The organism is Chloroflexus sp. MS-CIW-1 (genome assembly GCF_030444705.1).
In the GTDB taxonomy this organism is placed as follows: Bacteria; Chloroflexota; Chloroflexia; order Chloroflexales; family Chloroflexaceae; genus Chloroflexus.
Genome location: NZ_JAUBWR010000001.1, coordinates 2,576,891 through 2,601,795, shown reverse-complemented (window position 1 = coordinate 2,601,795; position 24,905 = coordinate 2,576,891). Strand labels below are relative to the sequence as shown.

26 protein-coding genes and 3 pseudogenes are annotated in these 24,905 nt (G+C 54.0%); 27 read left to right on the top strand and 2 right to left on the bottom strand.

The features are described 5' to 3' along the window. Positions 1-141: 141 nt before the first annotated feature. The gene (locus QTO31_RS10350; RefSeq protein WP_301429024.1) at positions 142-921 is read right to left on the bottom strand and encodes a CAP domain-containing protein; all 780 of its coding nucleotides are present in this window, start codon (positions 919-921) and stop codon (positions 142-144) included. Between the two features lie 254 nt (positions 922-1,175). Here QTO31_RS10350 and QTO31_RS10345 point away from each other — a divergent pair, with 254 nt between their 5' ends. The 9 genes and pseudogenes from QTO31_RS10345 to QTO31_RS10300 all read left to right on the top strand — a co-directional run bounded on the left by QTO31_RS10345 (position 1,176) and on the right by QTO31_RS10300 (position 9,796). Then, on the top strand, positions 1,176-1,805 hold the full coding sequence (locus tag QTO31_RS10345) for a hypothetical protein (RefSeq protein ID WP_301429023.1): 630 nt from the start codon (positions 1,176-1,178) through the stop codon (positions 1,803-1,805). Then, positions 1,775-1,996: a hypothetical protein gene (locus QTO31_RS10340; RefSeq protein ID WP_301429022.1), complete on the top strand. Its 222-nt coding sequence runs from the start codon at positions 1,775-1,777 to the stop codon at positions 1,994-1,996. The genes QTO31_RS10345 and QTO31_RS10340 overlap by 31 nt, the downstream gene beginning before the upstream one ends. After that, the gene (locus QTO31_RS10335; RefSeq protein WP_301429021.1) at positions 1,899-3,167 is read left to right on the top strand and encodes a M15 family metallopeptidase; all 1,269 of its coding nucleotides are present in this window, start codon (positions 1,899-1,901) and stop codon (positions 3,165-3,167) included. The genes QTO31_RS10340 and QTO31_RS10335 overlap by 98 nt, the downstream gene beginning before the upstream one ends. 15 nt (positions 3,168-3,182) lie before the next feature. Further along, a pseudogene (locus QTO31_RS19295) lies at positions 3,183-3,945 on the top strand (SDR family NAD(P)-dependent oxidoreductase). 13 nt (positions 3,946-3,958) lie between these two features. Beyond that, positions 3,959-4,612, top strand: coding sequence for a fructose-6-phosphate aldolase (gene fsa / locus QTO31_RS10320; RefSeq protein ID WP_301429018.1), 654 nt, complete (start codon positions 3,959-3,961; stop codon positions 4,610-4,612). 9 nt (positions 4,613-4,621) lie between these two features. Then, a complete protein-coding gene (locus QTO31_RS10315) occupies positions 4,622-5,485 on the top strand; it encodes a uridine kinase (protein WP_031459720.1) in 864 nt (287 codons plus the stop codon). Between the two features lie 234 nt (positions 5,486-5,719). Next, positions 5,720-7,021 (top strand): glycosyltransferase family 39 protein, encoded by a 1,302-nt coding sequence (locus QTO31_RS10310; protein ID WP_301429017.1) that lies wholly within the window; start codon positions 5,720-5,722, stop codon positions 7,019-7,021. After that, on the top strand, positions 7,018-9,087 hold the full coding sequence (locus QTO31_RS10305; RefSeq protein WP_301429016.1) for a hypothetical protein: 2,070 nt from the start codon (positions 7,018-7,020) through the stop codon (positions 9,085-9,087). The genes QTO31_RS10310 and QTO31_RS10305 overlap by 4 nt, the downstream gene beginning before the upstream one ends. Next, entirely contained in the window at positions 9,023-9,796 is a 774-nt protein-coding gene (locus QTO31_RS10300; protein ID WP_301429015.1) for a hypothetical protein, read from the top strand. The genes QTO31_RS10305 and QTO31_RS10300 overlap by 65 nt, the downstream gene beginning before the upstream one ends. A gap of 383 nt (positions 9,797-10,179) precedes the next feature. Here QTO31_RS10300 and QTO31_RS10295 read toward each other — a convergent pair. Beyond that, positions 10,180-10,820, bottom strand: a pseudogene (locus QTO31_RS10295) (redox-sensing transcriptional repressor Rex). 464 nt (positions 10,821-11,284) lie between these two features. Here QTO31_RS10295 and coaBC point away from each other — a divergent pair. The 18 genes and pseudogenes from coaBC to QTO31_RS10200 all read left to right on the top strand — a co-directional run bounded on the left by coaBC (position 11,285) and on the right by QTO31_RS10200 (position 24,901). Further along, positions 11,285-12,525, top strand: a pseudogene (coaBC, locus tag QTO31_RS10285) (bifunctional phosphopantothenoylcysteine decarboxylase/phosphopantothenate--cysteine ligase CoaBC). Beyond that, entirely contained in the window at positions 12,522-12,911 is a 390-nt protein-coding gene (locus QTO31_RS10280; RefSeq protein ID WP_301429012.1) for a HEAT repeat domain-containing protein, read from the top strand. The pseudogene coaBC and the gene QTO31_RS10280 overlap by 4 nt, the downstream one beginning before the upstream one ends. Beyond that, complete coding sequence (locus QTO31_RS10275) at positions 12,890-13,573, top strand: SH3 domain-containing protein (protein ID WP_301429011.1); 684 nt, start codon at positions 12,890-12,892, stop codon at positions 13,571-13,573. The genes QTO31_RS10280 and QTO31_RS10275 overlap by 22 nt, the downstream gene beginning before the upstream one ends. Before the next feature lie 182 nt (positions 13,574-13,755). Further along, positions 13,756-14,982, top strand: a complete 1,227-nt coding sequence (locus tag QTO31_RS10270) for a hypothetical protein (protein ID WP_301429010.1) — start codon at positions 13,756-13,758, stop codon at positions 14,980-14,982. A 14-nt stretch (positions 14,983-14,996) separates the two neighbouring features. Then, positions 14,997-15,956 carry a hypothetical protein gene (locus QTO31_RS10265; RefSeq protein WP_301429009.1) on the top strand — a complete coding sequence of 320 codons (960 nt, stop codon included), beginning with the start codon at positions 14,997-14,999 and terminating at the stop codon, positions 15,954-15,956. A gap of 156 nt (positions 15,957-16,112) precedes the next feature. After that, positions 16,113-17,081, top strand: a complete 969-nt coding sequence (locus tag QTO31_RS10260; protein WP_301429008.1) for an ArnT family glycosyltransferase — start codon at positions 16,113-16,115, stop codon at positions 17,079-17,081. 193 nt (positions 17,082-17,274) lie between these two features. Further along, positions 17,275-17,991 (top strand): tetratricopeptide repeat protein, encoded by a 717-nt coding sequence (locus QTO31_RS10255; protein WP_301429007.1) that lies wholly within the window; start codon positions 17,275-17,277, stop codon positions 17,989-17,991. Positions 17,992-18,096: 105 nt separating this feature from the next. Next, a complete protein-coding gene (locus QTO31_RS10250) occupies positions 18,097-18,249 on the top strand; it encodes a hypothetical protein (RefSeq protein ID WP_301429006.1) in 153 nt (50 codons plus the stop codon). Between the two features lie 6 nt (positions 18,250-18,255). After that, a complete protein-coding gene (locus QTO31_RS10245; protein WP_301429005.1) occupies positions 18,256-19,200 on the top strand; it encodes a glycosyltransferase family 2 protein in 945 nt (314 codons plus the stop codon). Between the two features lie 7 nt (positions 19,201-19,207). Beyond that, positions 19,208-19,471, top strand: a complete 264-nt coding sequence (locus QTO31_RS10240) for a hypothetical protein (RefSeq protein ID WP_301429004.1) — start codon at positions 19,208-19,210, stop codon at positions 19,469-19,471. Next, positions 19,402-20,169, top strand: a complete 768-nt coding sequence (locus QTO31_RS10235) for a YbhN family protein (RefSeq protein ID WP_301429003.1) — start codon at positions 19,402-19,404, stop codon at positions 20,167-20,169. The genes QTO31_RS10240 and QTO31_RS10235 overlap by 70 nt, the downstream gene beginning before the upstream one ends. Then, positions 20,166-20,930, top strand: coding sequence for a class I SAM-dependent methyltransferase (locus QTO31_RS10230; RefSeq protein ID WP_301429002.1), 765 nt, complete (start codon positions 20,166-20,168; stop codon positions 20,928-20,930). Before QTO31_RS10235 ends, QTO31_RS10230 begins: the two co-directional genes overlap by 4 nt. A 42-nt stretch (positions 20,931-20,972) precedes the next feature. Then, on the top strand, positions 20,973-21,128 hold the full coding sequence (locus QTO31_RS10225; RefSeq protein ID WP_301429001.1) for a hypothetical protein: 156 nt from the start codon (positions 20,973-20,975) through the stop codon (positions 21,126-21,128). Next, entirely contained in the window at positions 21,122-21,850 is a 729-nt protein-coding gene (locus tag QTO31_RS10220) for an asparaginase domain-containing protein (protein ID WP_301429000.1), read from the top strand. The genes QTO31_RS10225 and QTO31_RS10220 overlap by 7 nt, the downstream gene beginning before the upstream one ends. A gap of 71 nt (positions 21,851-21,921) precedes the next feature. Further along, positions 21,922-22,641, top strand: coding sequence for a bifunctional demethylmenaquinone methyltransferase/2-methoxy-6-polyprenyl-1,4-benzoquinol methylase UbiE (gene ubiE / locus QTO31_RS10215; protein ID WP_301428999.1), 720 nt, complete (start codon positions 21,922-21,924; stop codon positions 22,639-22,641). Positions 22,642-22,688: 47 nt separating this feature from the next. Further along, positions 22,689-23,498, top strand: coding sequence for a DUF4230 domain-containing protein (locus QTO31_RS10210; RefSeq protein ID WP_301428998.1), 810 nt, complete (start codon positions 22,689-22,691; stop codon positions 23,496-23,498). A gap of 24 nt (positions 23,499-23,522) precedes the next feature. Next, positions 23,523-24,245 carry a response regulator transcription factor gene (locus QTO31_RS10205; RefSeq protein WP_301428997.1) on the top strand — a complete coding sequence of 241 codons (723 nt, stop codon included), beginning with the start codon at positions 23,523-23,525 and terminating at the stop codon, positions 24,243-24,245. Positions 24,246-24,277: 32 nt separating this feature from the next. After that, positions 24,278-24,901, top strand: a complete 624-nt coding sequence (locus tag QTO31_RS10200; protein WP_301428996.1) for an IS607 family transposase — start codon at positions 24,278-24,280, stop codon at positions 24,899-24,901. Positions 24,902-24,905: the final 4 nt, after the last annotated feature.

Genomic DNA, 24,905 nt, shown 5'->3' with positions numbered 1-24,905 from the left:
CAGATTTGAAAATCATTTCAGGTTTTCTCTTTCAGGTGGTGGCTCCCTCGGTTGAACTTCCTGTGCTCATTGCTCGCTATGCCCATGTGTCTCGGTGGTACCAGAGAGCCACCGAGACACAGACTACCTCACAAATAGCAATTAATTTCCAGTCTGGAACTGCCAGGTATAGCTAAATGGTTGACCCGCGTATGATCCGTCTACCATCACTTGAATGAGGCTGTTGGGGGGCAAGTTTACCGTTGGCGTAATCACGATTCCTTTATGCCCCACCGGTAGGGCGGTTGAAAAGATGTGGGCGATGCTATTGCCACCGACGACCTGTAATGCCGTGCTGTTGACTACCGGTGTATCGCCGAAATAGCGCCATTGCAGCGTTATCGGGTACTGAGTTGGCGGAACATCGGTCTGATTGATGCCGGGATAGCGCACCGGCCAGTTCGGATAGCTGGCGCCATCATTAAAGTAAGATAGTACATCTAATGCGGCTGCACTTCTTGCGCCGTTTGCAGTCGTGTAGAAGCCGAAGCCAAAGGTGGGTGTTGTTGGGTAGAGCAGCCAGAGCCGGTGACCAACCGAGCGCATCCAACTGTCAATGGCATCGGCGGGTGTCCAGCCATTACCCCAGCCGAGCCAGGCGTTGCCCTTTTGGGCGCAGATTTGTCCTGCCGGTGAGGCGTAGGGTAAGCTAGAGTTTTGATTGTGGGTGAGATGGTTGTTCTCGGCCATGTAGCGGGCATGTTCAAAACAATTACTGTTCATTATCGCCTGTTCACTAACAGGCGGCACGCCGGCGCGTAGTCGGTAACCGTTTACCCGTTCAAGCCAGTTGGTGGAAAGTGGCGGCAGGCTATTCGTTACCAGCGGGATGAAAATAGTGTTGGTTGGACCATGCGCTTGCGAGAAAGCATGTGCCGGCAAGTGGGCGAGCACGAAGGCGATGACCGCATAGAGGAAGATTTGACGACATCGGATAGCCTTTCCTAAAACATTTCTCGCACATAACGCTTATACCTTTAGCATAAGCATTCCTCCTTCTGCCGGGCAATAGCCATATTTGGCTGTTGTGTAATAGGACTTCCACGACAAGTCGTACCGTCAACTCGTCGTTGCCTTCTCTGCCTGCCTGTGCTACGATGAGCCAGAAGCATTTGCAACCGCTCAAGGAGCATACAATGAGTCTTGCCGATATACCGATCACTGCGGTTGGTCACCTGGAACGTGCCGGTACATCTCGATCTGGTCACGAGATAGCGGCAATCGTTGTGGTCGCCGATGAACGTCCAGCAGTCATCGCTGTTGCTGATTACCAGCATGCTGCAACATCATTGTTGCCCCACTTCTATCTTGCCCGTGATGGAACGTTAGCGCAATTGTTGACGATCAATCGCGCCGGTGATGGATTGGGACGGGCTATCTGGCGAGGACGGATGCGGAATCTCAATCGGATTGCTGTGATTGTAAGTGTGGAAGCTCCTAACGTTACTGACCTGAGTGAAGTGCAAGCAAGTGTGTTGGCCGATTGGTTACCGGCTCTGGTTGCGCAATCTCACCTTTCACTCGCCGATGTATGTACGGTTGTTCCTGATGACGCAGGGCGGATGCGTCTGCAACCGTATCTCCCACCTTCGCCGCCAGTATGGTCGGTCGCCGGTAATCTGGTATTAGGGAGTGGTACTCGTTCACCAGAGCAAGAGTTGTGGGTGGCTCTGGCAACAGTTACCTGGCGTCAGCGGGGTGCACAGTTACGTCTCAATCAGGCCTTCTCGCTCTATTGGGGGAATTCGACATTGGTGCGCCGCTAGCTCCTAATGAACCGCCGCCAGTAGTAGTTGATGGTAAGAGTTACAACTTTCAAGTCTTTGCCCGTGACACCATCTTCAACGAAGGAACACAGTATGCTGCGGTACAATCGTTTGCCAGTTTGCTCGGCCCCGACATGGGCGCCATTCCAACCGGTGGTGTTAGTCGGGCGCTTATCGAGGCCGGTTATTAGTAGTGCGTTAAAGACCAGTGCGACCCGATCCCCACTTGAAGGCAAGACTGAGTTTCGTGCTGATTGGCGGTTTCACTTTGTGGCGCTCCAGGCAAAATTGGGACCGGCTCTCAGTGGGAATTATGTGACTGCGGATCGAGCTTTTGCGGTGCAGGTCTTTGCCGGTGATACGCTCTATACGCCAATGAGTCAGCAAGCAGGGTGTTTCTTTCTCAGTCTGACCGATCCGTCCAGTCCACAATATGCCCAAATTTGGGCCGAAACGTACAAAGTAACCGGAGTGCCGTATGATTCTACCAATCCGTTTCACCAACGGGCGTTAGAACTGAAGTTAGGGACACCGTTAAGTGGAGTGATACGCGAAACGATCAACGGGCAATCGTTTGATGTCCAGGTCTTTGCTTACGATACGCTCTACCGTGGTTCCGATGGTGTTATTCGCCGGATGAGTGATTTACCGCGTCCAGCAGAGGTACAGGCCTGGCAGCCCAAAGCGCCGACACCACTGGTACCACCGACGCCACCGGTATCACCACCTGTACCGGAACCACCTGCCGGACCTGTACAACCGCCTACAGTGAACATTCTCAATGCGCCAGAGGTGGTAAGGGCAGGTGCGCCACGGCGTGATCCCAACTGGCCGCCTAAGCCCGACTTCAATATCCTGACCGACCGTAACGGTCAGCGCGAGCGTGTGTTAGGCAACATTGAATGGGTACGTAAGAGCGGTGATGATATTATCATCACCAACGATTGGGTTGAACGGCATCTTATTGAAGTGACCATTCCACAAATGGCCCGGTTTCGGAATACCAATGGCGGGCGGATCAAGTTTCATCGTCTGGCAGCCGATCAATTGCGCCGATTGTGGCAGGCCTGGGAAGATGCCGGGTTGTTGCACCTTGTACTAACCTTCGATGGTGCATGGTGGCCGCGAACGATCCGTAGCAACCCGACTACCTTGAGTAATCATGCCTACGGAACGGCGTTCGATATCAATGCGCAGTGGAATGGCTTTTACAAACCGGCAGCTCTGGTTGGTGATCGTGGTTCGGTGCGTGAGCTAGTACCAATCGCGAATGCACTTGGCTTCTTCTGGGGAGGTCACTGGAACTACGATGGTAAAGGCGCCAGTGATGGTATGCATTTTGAATGGGCAGTTGCCCGCTAGGCAAAGGAGCAAGCAATGCAACTACACGGGCTAAATGCGCTGGTGACTGGTGGGGCTTCTGGTCTGGGTGCGGCGACGGCTGAGCGACTGGCCAGTGCCGGGGCGCGGGTGACCATTGCCGATCTGAATGAAGGTGCTGGCGAAGAGCTAGCTGCCCGGATCGGAGGACAGTTTGTGCGCACCGATGTTACCGATCCGGCGCAGTGTGCAGCAGCAGTAACCAAAGCTGCTGCAAAAGGCGGTCTGCACGTATTAGTCTGCTGTGCCGGTATCGTGTTGGCCGAACGATCTTAGGACGTGACGGTGTGCATGATCCGGTTCGCTTCAAGCGTGTCATTGAAGTCAAGTCAATCTAATCGGTACCTTCCACATGATGCTTTATGCGGCACAGATGATGAGCCAAAACCAGCCCAACTCCGAAGGCGAACGTGGCGTTATAATCAATACGGCATCGATAGCTGCATTTGAAGGCCAAATTGGTCAGGTTGCTTATGCCGCCTCAAAAGCTGGTGTCGTCGGGATGACGTTACCGGCAGCCCGCGAACTGGCTCGCTTTGGGATACGGGTGATGACTATTGCGCCGGGTATCTTTGATACCGCAATGATGGCTGGTCTACCGGCAGCGGCCCGTGAGTCGCTCGGTGCGCAGGTACCATTTCCATCGCGATTGGGGCGTCCTGCTGAGTATGCAGCGTTAGTCCAGCACATCATTGAAAATCCGATGCTAAACGGTGAAGTGATTCGGCTCGATGGCGCTATCCGAATGGCGCCAAAATAAGGGAGGAAGAGGAATGCAAATTTATCTCGATACGGCCAACCTCGCCGAAATTCGTGAGGCAGCCAGTTGGGGTATTCTGAGCGGAGTAACGACGAATCCGACACTGATTGCCCGCGAAGGGGGAGTTGATTTCAAAGCAATTATCACGGAAATTGCCGAGCTGGTTGATGGCCCGATCAGCGCCGAGACCATCTCGCTCGATGCCGAGGGAATGGTGCGCGAGGGATTAGAGTATGCTGCATGGCATCCGAACGTTATCATCAAAGTGCCGAGTACAACCGAGGGATTACGAGCAGTAAGCCAACTGGCTAAGCACGGCATTCGTTGCAATGTAACGCTCTGTTTCAACGCTGTGCAGGCATTGCTGGCGGCACGGGCCGGTGCGTTCATCATTAGCCCCTTCGTTGGGCGTGTTGATGATACCGGTGTTGATGGAATGGCCTTGATTCGCGAGATTGCCGGTATCTATCGCCAGGATAGCGAAATTAAAACCAAGATTCTGGCGGCATCTATCCGTCATCCGCGCCATATTGTTGAGGCAGCACTGGCCGGTGCTGATATTGCGACCTGCCCGTTCAAGGTGCTTCAGCAGGCAATGCGCCATCCATTGACCGATCGCGGTATTGAGCAGTTCCTGGCCGATTGGCAATCGCGAATGCGTTCCTGAGCCGAGATTATGCGAGATCAACCACTCATGCTCGGTTTGATCGGCGCTAGCGGTACTGGGAAGACAACGCTGACGCAGGGGATTGTGCGTCTGCTGGGTGCGCAAGGCGTTACGCCGATCAATCTCGATGATTACCTGCGCTATAGCCGTGCAGAGCGTGCGGTACGTGGTTTAACCGATGCCGATCCGAGGGCTACCGATCTGGATCGCATGGCCGCCGACCTGGCAGCGTTGCGAGCCGGTCAAACTATCGAAAAACCGATCTACAACCATAAGACCGGAGTTCCACAGGGCAGTGAACGGGTTGCTCCGACCGGACTGGTTATTGCTTACGGTGCGTTAACTTTGACCCCACCGGTGCAGCCCGATCTGTTCGACCTTACTGTCTACTTTGATCCCGATCCCGAACTGTACCGTCGTTGGCGCGAAGAACGTGATGTGCGTCAACGGGGGTACACCCCTGAAGAAGTGCGGATGGCGTGGCCGGCGCGTGAACGCGACATCCAGCGTTACATCGTTGTCCAACGACCGTTAGCCGATGTCGTTTTACGCTTTCTGCCAGGTGAAGTGGGGTACGACCTGCAAATGTGGTTGCGCCGGCGGGCGCTGGCGTTTGATGTCATCAACGCTCTTGCCGATGCGGGTCAGGGGGTAGCCGTGCAGATCCAATCGGTGGCTGCTGACGATGATGGTTTACCGGCCAACGTGATTAACGCAACGTCAGACCCGGCTCTTGATCGGCTGAGTGAAGGATTACGATCACGGCTGCCGGTATCTGGACAGGTGAGCACAGGTGAAATGGTTCAGGGGACGCATCCCACGCTGACATTTGCTCAAACCTTGATTGCCACGTTGCTCTTGCAAAGAGGGTAAGCGACATTGATGTAGTTCCTCATAGACATCGGCCATTGATGGTGGGGGCACGGCGACGCTGTGCCCCTACTTATGGTGGCGCCCGACCTGACTGCGTTCATCACGCGCTCAACTGCGATTGCATCGAAATCATCTGGTACAATCCCTTCGGCAGCGACTCAAAAGCTGAAAAAATTCGGTGAAGGTATCATCATGGATTGGATTTCTGCATCAGTAAGTGACTCGCGAAGGTTCATGCAAACTCTATGGCTGCTGACGATTATCGGGTTAATCATCCGGGTAGCCGCAGTGTTTGTCCTAAACGACTACCATGATCCGTTGACGGCTGAGTATGGCATTGTAGCAAAGAATATCGTTGCCGGTAAGGGTTTTGTGGGAGGCGGCTGGCTTGGGCCAGAGATGCCAACCGCACTGAATACGCCGGTGTATCCATTATTTCTGGCAGCCTGGTTGTGGGTGGGGGTGCCCTTGCCGTTTCTTGGTGTCGAGCTATGCCAGGCCCTGCTTTCGGCGTTGCTTATCTACCTCACCGGCAGGATTGCATCGCATTGGATTGACGCGACTACCGGTTTATTATCTGGTCTGATGGTAACCTTCTACCCTCCGCTTATCTATTTCTGCAAACAGATTTCTCCGGCTATTTTTACAACGTTTTTTACGATTTTTTCCGTGTTTGTGTTATTACACTTCTTTCAACGGCCCACCTGGCGCCGAGCCATATTTTTGGGGGTGGTCTGGGGTATTTCCTGCCTAGTCGAACCTATTTTGCTGTATGGCTTATCAGGTGCGGCGTTCCTCATCGGAATGAATCAAGGTGATAGGATAAAGATTATCCAAAAGCTGGCTGTTACACTATTGATTGGCCTGTTGGTGTTGTTGCCCTGGACGATCAGAAATTATCTGGTGTTTCAGCAGGTTGTGTTGCTCAAGACCTCATTTGATCTGAACTTTTGGCTGGGTAACAATCCGCACGCCACCGGCTTTTTGTACACGGCTTCAGGTGAGCCAATGCAAAATACGCTTCCGGCGAGCACACTTGAGTATTTAAGCTCACTCAACGAAGCGGAACGCTATGCGGTGCTGCGGTATGAGGCGCTACAATGGATTGCAGCAAATCCTCTGCAATTTTTAAAGCTGACGATGATGCGCATAGTGTACCTCTGGGTTATTTCTCCCACCTATTTGATAACCGATCAGAACATTGTTGAACCACGCTTCTTTTACCTGATCAGAAGTTTGATCCAGATAGTGTTGCTGCTATTGGCATTGCTGGGAAGCGTGCTGGCCTACCGCAAGTACAGACAATTTCTTGTGTTAAGTATCTGGTGGCTTGCTGCGTTTACGGCACCATACGCGATTTCGGTAGCCGGCAATACACGCTATCGTCTGCCGGTAGAGCCGATTCTGTTGATGCTCGCCGGTGTTTGCGTTAGTAAACTGATCGTGGTATGGCAAGAAAAAGGGCATCGGCAGGGATGCAGTCAGACGGCGCTGGCTGCAATGTCTGATGTGATTGCAACATTCATGCTCTTATGAAGAGAATCACTTTTATATTGCTACCTCCGCTGATATACCTTGTGCTGGCAATTATTTTCACCTGGCCCTTATCTACCCACCTGACGACAGCGCTGGGAAGTGGACTTGATCCATTGTTGCAAACGTGGGTGCTGGCCTGGAATGCGCGGGCATTTGTCACCGATCCGCGAACTATTTGGGACGCGCCGATCTTCTTTCCTTATCCTGAAACGCTGGCGTATAGTGACCATCATCTTCTGCTGACAGTTGTTGCGTTACCGTTGATACTCCTCGGCGGCCCTGTTCTGGCGTACAACCTGCTCGTATTAGCCAGTTATGTCCTTACAGGGTGGGCTGTGTATCTGCTGGCAAGCGATATGCTAGTACGCGCACACGATAGGTGGATTCGTACCTTTAGCTCCTTCGCTGCTGGTGCGCTGTTTGCATTTGGTACGTACCGCATGGCACATTTTGTTCATCTACAATTGCTACAGACAGCCTGGCTGCCACTGGCTCTTCTATTTCTGCGCAGGTTTTTGCACGACACGGAAACAGGGAAACGACGCTGGCGATATGCGGTACTGTTTGGTCTCTTCACAGGTATTCAGTGTATAACTGCGCTCTACTACGCATATTTTACTGCCCTGACAATTGGACTGTATGTTGTCATTTGGTTATTGAGAACTTTGTCCCGTCGGCAAAGACCCAACTTCTGGCAAAACATTGGTGGGCTATTGTTTGGTGGTATACTTGCCGCGCTTATTACGATACCGGTGACGCTACCGTACATTCATGTGTACGAGTATCTGGGCATCGTCCGATCGTTACGCGAACTCGATAACTGGTCAGCACCACTTCAGTCATTCTTGGCCGTTGTACCGACAAACTGGTTGTATGGCGGAAGAGAGTCCTGGTTTACTGCTAGTGGTGGTGAGTTTGCGTTATTTCCAGGTTTTGTCACGGCTATACTTGCGATAACAGTTCTGACCCTGATAGTTTGGCGGCGATTCAGAGACCGGAAGCAACCCAGCGATACGCTGATCGGCTTGTCAGAGGTTAGCTTCCTGGCATTACTGGCTATATGTGCATTTGTATTATCACTGGGTGTTGGGATTCGTCTGGAGCGTGGTAGTGCAGCATTATCAATCCCAATGCCATATGCATGGTTCTACGAACATATCCCCGGTTTTGGCGCTTTGCGCGTTCCGGCGCGCTGGGCAATGTTAACGCATCTGGCACTGGTCTTACTTGCTAGTGTGACTCTCGTTTACCTGGGTCAATGGCTTCGCTCGAGGATAGACCGTCGTCTATCGTGGATCATTCTAGCAACGATTGGCATATGTGCTCTTATCGAGCATGCATCTTTTCCATTGCCACTTGCATCTGTTCCTGACCCAAAACCGGTGTATGTCTGGCTTGGTACTCAGCGCGATCTGCATGCCCTAATTGAGTTGCCGGTTGGTTCTACACCACGCGGTGCCGAGCTGGAACGTATTACTACACGTCAGTTTCACCAGATACATCACTGGAAACCACTCGCTGTTGGATACAGTGGTATTATTCCATTTGGTACGACTGATGTGATGCGTCGCATTCAGCGTTTGCCCGATGATGATACCCTGCGTTACCTGGCTCTGCTCGGTATCGACACATTGATTATCCATCGCGATGAATATGAACCTGAAAAACTGGCGTCTCTGAAGGCATGGGCTGATACTACTCCACTGCTGAGTCGTCGTGCGGAAGTGGGTGACGCATTGGTATACGTAATCAATCCGCAGGCTCTACCACCGTTACCTGCTGCGAACAATGCATCGATATTCATATCAGCAGATGAACGGGTGCCGGGGGTATTGGCGCTAGGCCTCGTTCAACGCTGGAAAGCGGAAGGTGCTTCCTTGTATGGTTTTGAACGAACGCGCTACTATCCGGCGCTGCGCCGGCCCCAACCCGGACAGGTGTTCGATTACGGATTGCTTGCTGCCGATGAGAATCCACTGCGTTACGGTTTTGATGCGGAAAATGCTCTGGCAATCGAACGGCCTGGCTCTCTATCGTCGCGATTCACGACTGCTTGCTGCCATTGATCTGGCTCAGCCGGTTGCAGGACAGTTTCATTCGCAGTATCCCTCTCGTTTAAGTTTGGTGGTCGAAGCAGATCGGGTGCGTGTCAATGAGAATGTTTTTATGCTAGACGAACCCCTGTCTGCTGCTTTCATTGAGTTAGATACTGCCAGTCTGGTAACGCAAACTTTGGTGATTGATGGTAGAGCGTACACGGTTCCACCAGGCACCATTACGCTTACCGCACCGATCTCGATGAACCGCGAGACGATCATCATCGGTCAGACTGATCGAATGAGCATTCAGCAACTTCGAGTACTGAACGCTCCGCGCATGTCTGTTACCTTCCCTGAAGGATTGCTGGCGATTGCTGCTGACTGTCGCTTTGATGGGACGCAATTGTCAGTCACTGTGCACATCGGTGGATCAGGTGCGCTAGAATTGGAGGTACGCGGTGCATCAGCCCGTGACGATAAGCCTATTTTGCTTCTCAAAGGTGTACCGCTAACAACAACGTCTAATGTTAGTAGTATCACCTTCAGTGTTGATCTATTTAATCCTGGCGAACCATGGATAACCCACCGCGAGCCTCCAGAAGATGGACGCTATATCGTGTACGTGCGAGCTATGGGGCGCTTTAGTACTGCGGTACCGATTGCAACATTTTCGATCCGTAATGGAGCAATCCGTGATGCACGGTCTGTTCCTCTCCCCCTTCGTGCCTTGCGTTAGATTATTGAATTCACTGCAAAAAGGTGATCTTCTCACCACAGAGACCACGGAGATCACAGAGACTAAAGATAATTTTATCTTTCATTGAACATAAGGTTGTGAAATTTTTCTTCCATGCACCCAATGGCCAAAAACTATCCTTTTATTTATAAACCTTACACGCTCTGTGTGCTCTGTGTGCTCCGTAGTGAGTTTTTGTAGTGGACTCATTATTGAAAATGTATTGCTGAATCAGGTATCATCGCAGATCGGTGAGACAATTACAACACCGATCCGACGCTCAGGATACGCCTGAATCTCGTTTTACAGAGCGAGTTTGAAAGAGCTTCTATCTTTATTGTTGTCCTCACCAAAAAACCCTGATGTAAAGCAACAATGAACACCTAATGCTGTTGTTCACGTGCCAGGTAATACGTCATACTTTGCAGCACGGCCACCGGATCGATATAGCGCACCCATACATCCTCGGGCACCTGTAGGATCATCGGCGCATAGCTAAGGATTGCACGCACGCCAGCCTCAACCAGGACATCGGCAACTCGTTGGGCTTGTGCTGCCGGGACTGCAATGATAGCCATTCTAATCTGTTTTTCGGCTATTACCCGTCGTGCATGCGCGAAATCCTGGATGGTCAGGTCGCCGATCTTTTGTCCGATCTTGGCCGGATCGGCATCGAATAGGGCGACAATCTCGATCCCTTCGGTGCGAAAACCTTCGTAACGGGCAATGGCTTTTGCCCGAGCAGGCCGATGCCAACCAGGGCTACCGGCCAGTGTTGGTTGATACCGAGGATGCGTTCAATATGTTGGAGGAGCTTCTCGACATCGTAGCCGATACCCTGCTTGCCAAACTCACCGAAATACGAAAGGTCTTTGCGGATCTGTGCCGCAGTCACGTTGATCCGCTCGCCAAGCTCTTGCGAAGACACGGAATGCACCCCCTCCTCGAGCAGGTAGCGCAGACTCCGTGCATAGAGGGGTAGGCGTCGAATGACTACATCAGGTGGTAATTCTGAGCGCTCCACACAAGTCCTCCGTTGGATCAGGTAGAGTATGTGAAGTGTAGCACGAGCTTACCAGTTCTGCAAGAGTTTTTTATTGATAGTGCTTTTCAGTGTTCTCAAGCAGAGCAACGATCCTGGGTGCGCGGGCCTCCGGCCCGCATTCTGCAATATACGGCGCAATTTCAAGAGGTTGCGCACGATCGTGAATGGGCGCAGCTCTTTTTACCGCCGGCCCGCATTCTGCAATATACGGCGCAATTTCGTCATTTGTTGCATCAGCAAACCGTCAAGGGCGGTTTTAGAACCCGCTCCTACCGGTGCGGTCATATGCAGCAGATTAGGAATCTCGCCGTTCCTCTCGTCTGCCAGACAGGGGAAGACGTTGGAAAGCCCTGTCTGAATCGATTGAGTGAGATTGATTCAGATATGCTACAATGCGCGGGCAGAGTTGCAATCGTAGATGACGTCCGGCGATCAGAACGTTTATGGATACACTGGCAGGAAAGCGAATTGTGCTTGGGGTGTGCGGTAGCATTGCCGCCTACAAAGTGGCACAACTGGCCCGTGATTTGACCCTGGCCGGGGCAGTGGTAGATGTGATTCTGACCGAGGCAGCCGAACGGTTTGTCGGTAGGGCAACGTTTCAGGCGTTGACCGGTCGCCCGGTGCTGACCGATATGTGGAGTTTACCGGAAGACGGGGTGGTCGGTCATGTGAGTCTTGGTATGCACGCCGATATGGTTTTGTGATCGCACCAGCGACTGCCAATACCATTGCCCGTCTGGCCGCCGGTCTATGTGACGATCTGCTGACAACGACTGTTCTCGCAACACGCGCACCGCTGCTCATCGCACCGGCGATGAATCCGGCAATGTACGAGCATCCGGCAACCCAGGCCAATCTGGCCACATTACGCGCCCGCGGAGCATACGTGCTCGAACCAGAGGTTGGACGAATGGCTGAGCCGGTGAGCGGCCGCGGACGCCTCCCTGAACCGGCTGATTTGCTGGCCGAAATCCGTGCGTTGCTGGGCCGTCAGATCGGTCGCTTGCGCGATCGGCGAGTAGTAGTAACAGCCGGTGGTACTCGTGAGCCAATTGATCCGGTGCGTTATATCGGGAATCGCTCGTCGGGTCAGATGGGGTATGCGTTAGCGACCAGGGCACGTGATTTGGGGGCAATGGTGACCTTGATAAGTGGGCCAACCGCTTTACCCCCACCGCGAGCAGTAACCTTCGTTCCGGTTGAGACAGCACTTGAGATGCGTGAGGCAGTGCGGGCGGCCTGCCAGCAGGCAGATATGCTGATTATGAATGCAGCAGTGGCCGATTTTCGGCCAGCTTCTGTGTCGGACGAGAAGATCAAGAAACGCGACGATGAAGGGATGATGCTGCATCTGGTGCAGAATCCCGATGTCGTTGGTGAGTTGGCCGGTCGGCGTGACCTCTTTAAGGTTGGTTTTGCTGCCGAAACAAACGATCTGTTGCGTAATGCGCGAAGTAAACTGCAACGCAAAGGGCTGAATGTGATCGTAGCAAATGATGCCGTGACCAGTATCGGTCAGCCTGAGATTGCGTTCATCGTGCTTGATGATGAGCGCGTTGTAGAATTACCACGTTTGCCTAAAGCTGAGGCTGCGGCAGTACTACTTGATCTCATTGTGGAACGTTTTGAGCAATGGCTGAACGTCCAGCCGTTGTCTGTCAGAGAGATTGAGAAGCAATGACGACAGAACCGCAACCAAATCAATCGTCACCTGAACCATCGCCGACGTCACCGTCAACACGCCGGTTGACGGCGCCGCAATCGCTACGAGCTGCGCCAAAGGCACCTACGCAGCAGGTAGCACGCGCCGAGGTGAATGATTTGATCGCTGCGTTGGGTGATCCGGGTCATCCGCGTCACGCGGAGGCAGTTGATCTGTTGACAGCTATGGGGGCAGCCGTTGTGCCGGCGTTGTGTGATGTCGTTGGTCCCGATCAACCCTGGTTAACGGTATATCGAGCGACTGAAGTGTTAGCCCAAATCGGTGATGGTCGGGCAACCAGGCCACTTATCAATGCGCTGAAACATCAGAACGCCAATGTGCGTTGGGGGCAGTACGGGCCTTAACACAGGTTGGTGATGTTCGTGCGCTGTTGGCGCTCCGCGAGGTAGCTCGTTCCGATCAGGGCCGTACCAGTTGGGGCGAATCGGTGGCCGATGCGGCCCAAAGTGCTCTGGAGCTGCTCAATCGGCGAAGTATCTGGACCCAGAGCCTTGAATTGGTGAAACTGGCTGTGGTGAGTGTGATCTTCCTCTTGTCAATGGCTTTGGCTTTTGGGGTCATCGGGGCATTGCGTAACGAACTTGAACAATTTGGTCGGTATATCCCCGGTCAAACAGAATTGCCCACCCTGGTTTTACCGACACCAAGGCCGACGGCTACACCGCGACGACCAACTACGGCAGCGCAACCAACAAATCTTCCAGCAGCAACTCAGGCGATTACCGGTACGGCTTTACAGGTCGCGAATGTGCGTCCCTTGCCCGGCACTAACAACCAGCCTATCGGACGGATCAACGCCGGCGATGAAATTATCTTCCTTGCCCGCACTGCTAACGATCAGTGGTATCTGATCCGACTTGGCGAACGGCGTAGTCCTGATTCATTTATCGCCAATCCTGATGGCAGTGGTACTGGTTGGGTTAATCGGGCGTTGGTTTCACCGCCAGCGGCGGAAGTGCCTGTCCAGGAGCCATTACCGCTTACAGTACCAACAGCAACTCCGTGAAGTCACTTGTCCATATTCCCGCACCTCTTTTCGCTTATCAGAGAGGAAGGGAGAAAATATGCCGAGGGCAAGGTGTTCAGACGTGCCCTGAAGAGTTTTCCAGGTGCGTGATCGGGCACCACACGTTAAGAGTGGTCATTCCCTATGCCACGTGACAAAATGCAGGACCGGGTTCAACAATCGTGATCAAGCATTTCCAATCGGAGATCATTGGATGTATCACAGCATTCGGCTGGGCCTGTCTTGCCGGAATTGTGATCGTTCTCCTCTACCAGGCGCCTGTGCGCCGGACATTTGATATTGGCGGTAACGATGCCGGAGTTGTGCAGGGTTTTGCCGAACCAGAACGCTTCCCTACCTCAGAAGGGAGCGGTTTTGATGGATTGGTCAGACGTGTCTTGCCAACGGCGGCCCTGCGTTTCCCGCAGCTCGGAACACCGGCTGCGGTGACGATGCGCTGGCTGGCGCCGACGGGAGTGCCAGTCGTCGTGCAGATCAACGATGAGCTGCGTGTGCAGTTGGTAGCGCAAGGGCAATGGGAAGAGCAAACCGTTGTCTTAACCGGCGGCTGGCGCAAAGCGTTTGATACCGTTGTACGGATCACATCGCCAGCAGCGGATCAGATACTGCTTGACCGGATTGAGATAACGGTCTTGCCACCGGTATGGCCTCACCCGGCACAGTTGTTGTATGCCGGACTTGTTGGCGTGCTGTGCGGGGTATTGTTTGCTGGACAGCCACGATGGCAACCGGTACTGACCATTGTCGGTTACGGTATTGGATGGCTTCTGCTCTATCGCGACAGTCCTTATCCACTTATCTACCTGCCACCGATCAGTGTCGCAGTGTTAGGAGCTGCTACGCTGGTCAGGTACTGGCCCATTGTGGTAACACGCTGGCCGCAGTGGGCCACACCGTGGCTTGTCGTCTGTCTCATAGGAAGCTGGGTAAGTTGGCTGCTACCGGCAATGCAGGCACACGTAACATTGGCCCGGCCTGGCGTCGAAAACGATTTTCGCGTTTTTGCAACGCGCGATACGTTATCAACCATCTTTCAGGCTGATGGCTTTTACAATCTTGGCTATCCACTCTTGCTCTGGCTGGTACGTCCTTTCACGCATGATAATCCCTTCCTGGCCGCACGGTTGATCGCACTGGTTTCCGGAGGTATCTTGATCGGTGCCGGTTATTGGCTGGCACGCTGTTTGCTTGCTCCAGCGCCATCATTACTGGCCGCTGGCTTCCTGGCGTTGAGCGGAATGGTGACGCAGTACAGCCTGCTGATCGGCAGCGATATGCCATTTGCAGCGCTGATGACACTGGCAGTAGCCGTGACGTTGCGAGTCAATACGCGCACGCACGCAGCACTGGCCTTGTTTGGGGGGCGCTGGCCGGAGCAGCTTTCCTAATACGTCATCCGGGTTTGATCCTGCTCTTGTGGGGAGGAATCACGCTCTGGTATACTGCCGGTTGGCGAACAATAGTGTTTGGGACAGGATTTATCCTGGCCGCGTCACCACAACTCACTGTGAATATCCTGCAAACCGGTCAGCCATTGTTCAATCAGCAGGCCAAAAATATCTGGCTGGCAGTGTACGCCAATACCGATTGGGGAAGATGGGACGAAGTACCCAACAGTATTGGTCTGCTCGAAGTGATCGGACGTGATCCGCTGCGTTTTTTGTTTAACTGGGTGCGAAATGTAATCGGTTTCATCGGCGCCGGTGCAGAGGACGTAAGTGAGTTTGGCCGCGCCGATCAATTGCGCTTACTCGGTTGGCCGGTCAACTGGCTGGCCATTGGGGGCCTGGTGATAGCAAGCTGGCTGGCGTGGCAGAAACGTGCTGACAGACGCTGGTTCGCCATCTCAGGTTTGATCGGCGTATATGTAGTGGTGATTGCCACTGCGTTTATTCTGCCCCGGTTCTTCTTGCCACTCGCGCCGTTGTATGCGGTTGCCGCCGCGTGGGCAATGCAGCAGCTATGGAGAGGTCAGCGCCAGTTGTTGATCGCTACGCTCATCATTGCCATCCTCTTGAGTGTCGGGCCAGGTGCAGCGGTGCAGGCTGTGCTGTCTGCCCAGCCGCCGGACGAAGTGGCCGCTGTAGCGTTGGTACGACAATCGTTACCCACCGATAATGTGAGCATCGTGGCTGCAATTCCCGACCGTTTGCCACTGGCAAAGTATTCAGCGATTGCCCATCTGATCAAGTTTCGTGTGCCAGTAACGGTTACCGCGAACGAATTACAGGCCATAGCCGCCGATTATCTGCTGTGGGATCAGGCGCAAGGCGCACCACCGATCCCTGAATCAGAGCGACATCGAATTGGTGAAGGTCGCTTTGTGCTGTACGCGATGAGAGGAGGAAGAGGAGAGGAGTGATAGGAGCAGATTTCATTACGTCTGGTACAGTTAGAACGGTATATGAGAGCAGCAAGCCTGTGCAGTTGTGGCATCTGGATGTAGTGCAGGTCATGCAGCTATCACACCGGCAGAGACGCATCTCTGTGTCCAGATTTAGGAGAGCGAGCAGCACAAATGCTATCTTCGTCCGTTGAGAAAGCAACAATTGCCGAAACACCTTATCAAAAGTCGCAATCGCGAACGCTTGCACGACCACTGCTCTGGATAGCTATCCTCATCGTGATTGGGTTGATCTTACGCCTCTGGTTTCTGGCCGTTAACCAGATCGATCCACGCTTTTCGGCAGCCGACGATGGCGACTATTATCTGCGCGCATTGCAATTTGCAGTCACCGGTGAATATCAAGACAACTCCTGGCTCATCCGGCCACCGGGACACATCTTCTTCTTCGCGGCGATGTTACGGATCGGATTGTGGTTGGGTGATCCAGCGATCGGTATTACCCTCATCCGGGTAGTGCAGATCGGCCTATCACTGGCGCTCATTCCCCTCGGCTACGACCTGGCACGACGGCTCTTTCATCCGCGAGCCGGTCTGATCTTCGCGGTTGTACTGGCGATCTGGATGCCGCTGGTCGAGTTACCCATTCTTATTCTCAGCGAGCCACTCTTTTTCTTTATGCTCTTTCTGCACGTATGGTTTCTGGTTCGCTGGCGTGATGAGCATCGTAGTGGTTGGTTGATTGGCGCCGGAATCACGCTGGCAATCGCTGCTCTCGCCCGTTCGCCCGGTCTGTACGGTGCATTGTTCGCCGTGATCTTCATCGTGACCCAGGTGCGGATCGCTGATCGTCAACGCCGGGGGCAGCAGATGATGGTGGTGTTGCTGGCGTTTCTCCTGCCTTTTGTGCTGACGATAGCGCCCTGGACGATCTGCAATTATCTGATCTATCGCGATATTATCCTGATCGATACGCTGGGGCCGGTTAATCTATGGATCGCGATGAGTGATGCTGTCCACGAAGGTCGTGGTGAGGGTGAGGCGAAGGCGATCCTTATGGCGCTGCCACAGGCAGAGCGGCAACGCTTTGTCAGTAGTGAACTGCGCCGAATTGTTCAGACTGAGCCCTGGCGGCTGACCTAATCTCTGGCCCCATTTTCGGCATATCTGGAAGGCACAGTTTATCGAAGATTTTCTGGTCAAGGCTAGCTTCTTTACCCGGCCATTACGAGATATTTGGCCGCTTGGGTTGGCCGGTGATCTGATCTGGATAATATTCACCCTGGCTGCGCCCTTCACGCTTTTCGGTCGTTGGCATGAAGGACCGATCCGGTTATTGGCTTGGAGCTGGATCGGCTATACGTGTCTGATGGTCATGTTGATCCACGTCGAGCCGCGCTACCTACTGCCGGTCTGGCTATGGATGGCATTGTACGGTGCCGCAGCATTAGCCCAGATTGGTCGGCAACGCTGGCGGTTCGATTGGGTTGCAGTGGGGGCGCTTACCATCAGTGTGGGATTAGGGTATCTCATCTTGAGTTACCGTGATTATCCGGCAATTCTTCGGGCAGGGATCGCACGTGAGCAAGCGTGGTCTGCGGCAGTAACTGCGCTTGAGCGCAATGATGTGCAAGCTGCCGAGCAGGCATACCGTCAGATGTTGGCTGCTGATCCAGATTTTGCCGATGGTCAGGCAGAATTTGCGCGCTGGTTACTCGCGCGACAGCGCTACGATGAGGCCTGGCAGGTTATCGGCAACTATCCCACCCATCGTGGTAACCTTGTACGTGGGGCGTTAGCACGTGCGCAAGGCGATACAGCAACCGCTATCGCCTACCTGCGCGATACCGAAGAGCGAGCCGGTGAAGATGTGCAACGGCTGGCATTCTATTGGTTGTCACCAGCGCCGACAAAGACACTCACGGTAGGTACCGATCTCGATCTTGGCTATTTGTATGGATTCTCATTCGGTGAACGAGCTGGCGGTGAACCGTTTCGCTGGTTGCAGGGCAACGGCGAGATCTCGATTGCCGCTACCGACACCTTTACGTAGCAATGAAACACTGGCTCTGCGTCTAACCGCGCCGCAACCGACAACACTCAGTGTTACAATAGGCCGACTGCAATATGCAGTCAACGTTGCACAGGTGGCTGGCGAGTGTATCATCTGCCAATACCGACCGAAATGCACGGTACGCAAGAGGTGCGAATCGCGCTCAGGGCGCCGACCTTCTTGCCCTATCAGCATTTTGCCGGAAATACCGATGCACGTCCATTGAGTGTTATGGTACAGCGTATATCAATTCGGTAAATCGTCATGCAACAGGTAGATACAACAGCAACGGCCATGAATGTTGCCACGCCGGAATACCCCTTTACGGTAAGTGTTGTGATCCCGGCGTACAATGAGGCCCACGGTATTGCCCAAGTCGTTGAGCGGATCAGGACGGTATTGCCCCATGCCGAAATCGTCGTTGTTGATGATTGCTCACAGGATGAAACAGCGCGTGTTGCCCAGGCTGCTGGCGCACGAGTCATTCGTCATCCGATCAATCGTGGCAATGGCGCAGCGGTGAAGACTGGGATTCGGCGTGCCCACGGCGAGGTGGTGCTCTTGATGGATGCCGACGGACAGATGGATCCGCGCTTTATTCCCGATCTGCTGGCGGGGATTGCTGCTGGCTATGATATGGTTGTTGGGGCACGTACCCGCGAAACGCAAGGTGATTCGTTGGTGCGTAGATGGGGCAACCGTGCTCTTGATATGCTGGGCAGCTATCTGGTTGAAACGGAAGTACGTGATCTGACCAGCGGGTACCGGGCGATACGCCGCGAAGTGATTATGGAATTCATTAATCTGCTGCCGAATCGATATTCCTACCCCACGACTAGTACGCTGGCGCTTCTCAAAGCTGGTTACAATGTTGGTTATGTTCCAGTTACTGCTCAGCGCCGACAGGGTGGTCGCAGTGGTCAAAAACTCTTACGCAATGGCATCAGATTTGGGCTCATTATCTTGCGGATTGTCTCACTCTTTGCCCCACTGCGAGTCTACCTACCGGTCGCACTTTCGATGCAGGTATTAGCCTTGATGTCGTTTTTGATTAGCTTTTTCATCACCGATCCATTCCGCTTCCATATCCCCAATTCGGCAGTCGGCTTATTTGTTGGCAGCATCATCATCTTTATGTTTGGTCTGAACGCCGAACAAGTGGCAGCGCTCCGATTTCAGCGTCCGTTTCGTAACGACGAGGAGGGGTAAGGAGCGTATGCGTCCGCTCGTCTCGTGGTTGCTGCGACTGATTGGTCCGGCGCTCTTGCTAGTGTTTATTGCTACCAGCGATTTGCGTTTACTGTGGGACATTATTCGCTCGGCTGAGCTAGCGCCGATTATCTGGTCTCTAGCGTTGTTTCCACCGTTCATCATCATCAAATCCTGGCGCTGGATTCAGATTATGCGGGGATGCAACTCGATCTCGATCTGCCGACGGCCTGTGCGCTCTATACGGTTGGCCTGTTTTATGGCACGGTGACACCGGGACAGGCTGGTGATCTGTTGAAGGCCGTGTACCTGCGTGAACGCGGCATCCCGACAGCACCGGCCTTGCTCTCGGTGGTGCTGGATCGACTCTGTGACCTGATCGTGATGGCATGGGCTCTGGGTACAATCGGTGTGTTTGCGCTCGGTCGCCTCTTGCCGAGCCGTGAATTGCAGCAGGCGATTGTCATCTTGACCGGCACCGGGCTTGTGCTAATGAGCGTACTGTTAACTGCGCGTAAACCGCGCTCGTGGCTGCTAACGACGATTTTGCCGCGATTGGCGCCTCGTTTGCGTGCTCGTCTTGACCGCTGGAATGAGCAGATGCACAGTCTGACGCTGACAACCGGCTTAATCGGCATTGTAAGCGGCGCGACGCTCATCTCGGCCAGTTTTACCTTTCTACGCATTTGGTTGCTCTTCCTTGCTCTTGATTTAAGTGCGGTGCCGTTATTGGTTGTCGTTGGGGCGACGGCACTGATCGCGGTCTTGCAGGTGTTACCGATCTCCTTTGGCGGTGTGGGCATTCGCGATGTGGTGTTATTCGCGATACTCTCTGCCTACGGCTATACCCAGGAACAGGCGCTCACGCTTTCAGTCCTGTTTTTGTTGATTAACATCGAACATCTGCTCATTGGCTTTATCGTTTCGTTCTGGTTTCCGCTTGGTCGCAGTGGTACAATATCTTTATGACGTACAATCGCTACGCCGCTGTTTATGATGGGAGTGGTCAGATACGGTTTGCCATCCTGACCGCCATCTATTTAGAGGAGGTATTGCAGCGTCACCCTGTATCAGGGCGGCGGGTACTGGATATTGCCTGTGGTACCGGAACGCTGTTGGCAATTCTGGCTGAGCGTGGTTGGGAGGTGTCAGGGCTTGACGCCTCGGCAGCAATGCTGGCCCAGGCTGCGGCAAAACTGGCCGCTGTTCCAACCCGCGTAGAGCTGTGGCAGGGAGACATGCGCGATCTGGCAGGATTGCTACCGGCCAATGCGTTTGATCTGGTGACATGTACCTACGATAGTCTGAACTATTTGATTGGAAGCAACGATCTGGCAGCCTGTTTACGCGGTGTGGCACGAGTATTGACGGCGGGTGGTTTATTTTTTGCCGATATGAATACTCGCCACTTTCTGGCTTATGATTGGGGAGAATGCACGTTTAGCGAACAACCAGCGTATATTCAGGTCGAACGAACCTTCTTCGATCCGTCCAGTGATGTGTCTACGATGTGGCTGACCGGTTTCATCGGCAACGATCACGAAGGATATGAACGTTTCGATGAATTGCATATCGAGCGGGCATATCCGAGCGAGCTGGTTGCGGCATTCATTGAAGCTGCCGGGTTGCAGATCGAAGGATGTTACGACGGATTTACCTTTCAACCACCGACTACAACAACTCAGCGTCTGTGCTGGGTTGCCCGTAAACCACTATGCCAAAACTGCTGATCTTATCAACTGGGGGTGCCTTAACGATTCGCCGGGCGTTAGGTGCGCGACGATCAACCACTGACGTTGCGTGCAGACCTGACGGTTACTATCGAAGAGTTTGCCAATCTGCCCGGCAGTCATCTGACGCCGCAGCAGATATTTGCCCTGAGCCAGCGTATCCAGAATCTGGGGACGGATTCGATGGTATCTTGGTAACAACCGGTAGTGATACATTGGAAGAGACTGCTTTTTTAATCGATCTCTTGCTTCCTGAAGGCCCGCCGATTGTCATTACCGGTCTGCCGCGCCTCAGTGGTAGTGGCTTCCCTGACGCGAACGGGCTTCTGGCAGCGATCACGGTAGCCGCGGCTCCGTCTGCTGCTAATCTAGTGTTGGTCGTCGCTGATGGTGCGATCTACGCTGCAACAGCCGTGCAGATGCAGTTTAGTCAGGGTATTGGGATGATCACAGCGCCGACAGGATTCTTGGGGCGGGTCGAGGGTGATCAGGTGTACATTCGATTACAGCCGCTGAACCGTCAATGGATTGCGGCCCCGCGACTGGTTGAACCGGTCGATCTGATACGCATCGGCCAGGGTGCCGATGATCGCCAACTACGCCACAGTATTGCTGACAATGTTGCCGGTATTGTCATCGAGACGTTCGGCAGCGGGCGGATACCACCGTGGTGGCTACCGGCTATCAGCGAGGCCATTCAGCGCCGTATTCCGGTTGTTGCTGTCAGTCGGGCTGGTGTCGGTGGAATGGGGGATGAATTCGGGTACGTCGGCGCCTACCATGATCTGCGCAAGCTGGGGGTCATTTTTGCCCCTAATCTGAGCGGGATCAAAGCCCGTTTGAAGCTCATGGCAGCGTTAGCGGTGGCGCGTTCGCCTGCCGAGTTACGGGCGCTGTTCCAAGAGCGTAAGGATAGTTGAGGGGAGAAACGCAGTCAGTGGTCGCGGCTTCCCTGCTACTGGCGTACAAAATCATAGAGGAGTAAAGAGCGATGGAAGTACTACCGCCGCCAGAGGCAAAAGCAGCATACGTCGAACAGATGTTTGCTCGAATCGCACGCGGCTATGATCGTGTTAACCGGGTGATGACCTTTGGGCTTGATCAGGGTTGGCGGCGTAAAGTCGTTGAATATGTTGCGCCACCGGTCTACGGTCGTGCGCTTGATGTGGGAACCGGTACGGGAGACTTTATACCTGAACTCGCCGCATGGGCGCGTGAAGGATTCGTCATTGGGGTTGATTTTACAGTCCCGATGATGCAGGCTGGGCAGCCCAAAATTGCCGATCTGGTACACCGTGGTCGTGCGGCCTTTGTTGCCGGTGATGCGCTACAATTACCCTTCCCTGACAACACCTTCGACGCAATCACAACCGGTTTCGTGCTACGGAACGTAACCGACATTCCCGCCGCGTTGCGCGAAATGTATCGCGTAGCCCGACCAGGCGCAACAATGGCGTGTCTAGAAGTGGCTCGACCGCGCAACCCTCTTTTGCGCTGGGGGCATCGCATCTATTTCGAGCAGGTGGTACCCTGGATCGGCGCGCTGCTCGGTGGTGATCGCCGGGCCTATACCTATCTACCGCAATCGGCGCGGCTCTTTCCCCCACCCGATAAGCTGGCAGCGATGATGCGGGATGCCGGCTGGCAACACGTCTTTTACCGTTTGTACGGACTGGGGGCAGTGGCTATTCACGTCGGTGCTAAGGTATAGTCAGGATTATACGCATATCAAACGCTTCACTCGCACGAGGTGGCCCGATGTATTACGATGACGATCACAACGATAACGACATTCGCCGGCGTGCCCGGTCGCTCATGCGTTCGCGGCGCTCAGAAGACTGGATCGACGATGACTGGGAGATGTTGCCTAGACGCTACTCCCGGTCACGACGGGCCGGTGGTGGGTTATCGGTATCGTTCCTTCTTTTGCTCATAATCGTGCTGGCCGTTGGAATCGGTGGCTTCTGGATCGCACAGCGCATAAACGCCGTAGGAACAGCACTACCCAACCTGCAAGTGATTGTCCAGACCCCGACCCCACAAATTGTCAGTGGAGCGGCAGTGGTTCAGCGGATTCAGCAACTGAGTCGGCTTGAAACCAGCAAATACACAATCGAGCGCGTGATCGATGTGCGGCAGAGCAGCAACATTCCGATTATCGGTGACTGGCTTGCCAGTGACGCCTTGCTGTTGATTGCACACGGTACGGTTGTAGTCGGGGTTGATCTGAGCCAGATCACGGCTGATGCAGTAACGGTTTCTGCCGATGGGAGTCGCATTACCGTTCGTTTACCTCCGGTGCAGGTCTTTAGCGCAACTCTTGATAACAGCAAAACTCGCGTGTACAGTCGCGACCGGGGCTTGCTAGCGCCGGAAAATCCACATCTAGAGACCATCGCTCGTCAGGCTGCCGAGCAGCAGATTTTACAGGCGGCGTGTGACGATGGGATCATGGAAGAAGGAACACGTAATGCAGCGTTGGCACTACGTCAGTTTCTTGGCCTGATCGATGGGGCAGTTGTTGAGGTCATCACATCGCCGCCGGCAGCGTGTACCGTTACACCCTGATAGAGGCTTGTCAAGGCACCGGAAATGAGTGTTCCGTATGGAGTATTGATAGGGGGATTGGGTGCGTACACTGACGGATACCTGGTTTCATTGTGTCTGACCGCCGGTTATCAGGCTCTGGCAGTACGAGGCGTCCAGGCACTGTTTGACACCTTGAGTCGACAGATTGATCTAGCCTTGATCGATCTGCCGGACAGAGAGCATCTTGCTCAGCTTCCAGAAGTGACCAGCCACTTCAAGGGTATCTTGATCATTCTTGGCCCACGCAATGATCGACTGACCGTCGAGGCCTTCCATTATGGTATTGATGATTACATCGCGCGCCCTTTTCGCGCCGACGAACTGTTAGCGCGTATGCGTGCCCATTTACGGCGTTATCAACGCAGTATGCCACCTCCCTTCACGATTGGCCCGTTCACCCTTGATCTGGCAGCCCGTCGCATTTCATTCAACGATACCCCTCTGACGCTTGACCTGCCTTCGTTTGCGCTTCTCAATGTTCTGTCCGAAGCGCCTACCCGTCTGTTTACCGCAACCGAACTCTTGACCCAGGTCTGGGGACGTGCTGAGGCTACCAATGTTGCCCTTCTCAACACGACCTGGCAGCACCTGCGCCACCAGGTCGGAAATGCAGTTGATGTATTGGTCGGTGATGTCCGGCAAGGATTTGCTCTTTTGGCTCCCTCACCTTCCCCTAGCCCCTTCCTCTCTACCACGGGGAGAGGAAGGAGCCGGACTCTAGCTTGACTTCTAGTACGCGATAGTGTATAACGGTGCTCATGGAAAACACCATGCGCACAGGGAAAGCCGCACAACTCCTTGGTGTCTCGGTCAAGACGTTGCAGCGTTGGGAACGCGAAGGAAGGCTGATTCCGGTGGCCCGAACGGACAGCAACCGCCGTCTCTCCCCTGAGACGCAAATCCGTGAGGTCATCGGTTTGCGGCAGGCGAACCATGCGCCACCCACGCTGGTCGCCTCCTGTCGGGTATCGCGTGCAGCACAGCAGCCGGACCTGGCGAATCAGCGCAACGTGCTGGAAGAGGTCGTGGTGGCGAAGGGATTGGCGGGGGTCGAGTGTATCGAGGAAGTGGGCGGCGGGTTGAACGTCACGCGCAAGCGGTTGCTGGCCCGTATGGACGAGATCGGGCGACGGGAAGTCAAGATGCTGATCCTCACGCACCGGGACCGCCTCACCCGCTTCGGCGTTGAGTGGTTCGAACATGACGCCAACACCCATGGCTGCGCAGTGCTGGTGCTCACCCAGGAACGGCTGTCTCCCGAACCGGAAATGGTGCAAGACGTGATGACCATCGTGCACTGTTTTTCGTCTCGGCGATACGGTTTGAGGAACTATCGAACGAAGTTGGATGAAGCGCTGAAACAGGATGCGAGTCATGAGTAATGCC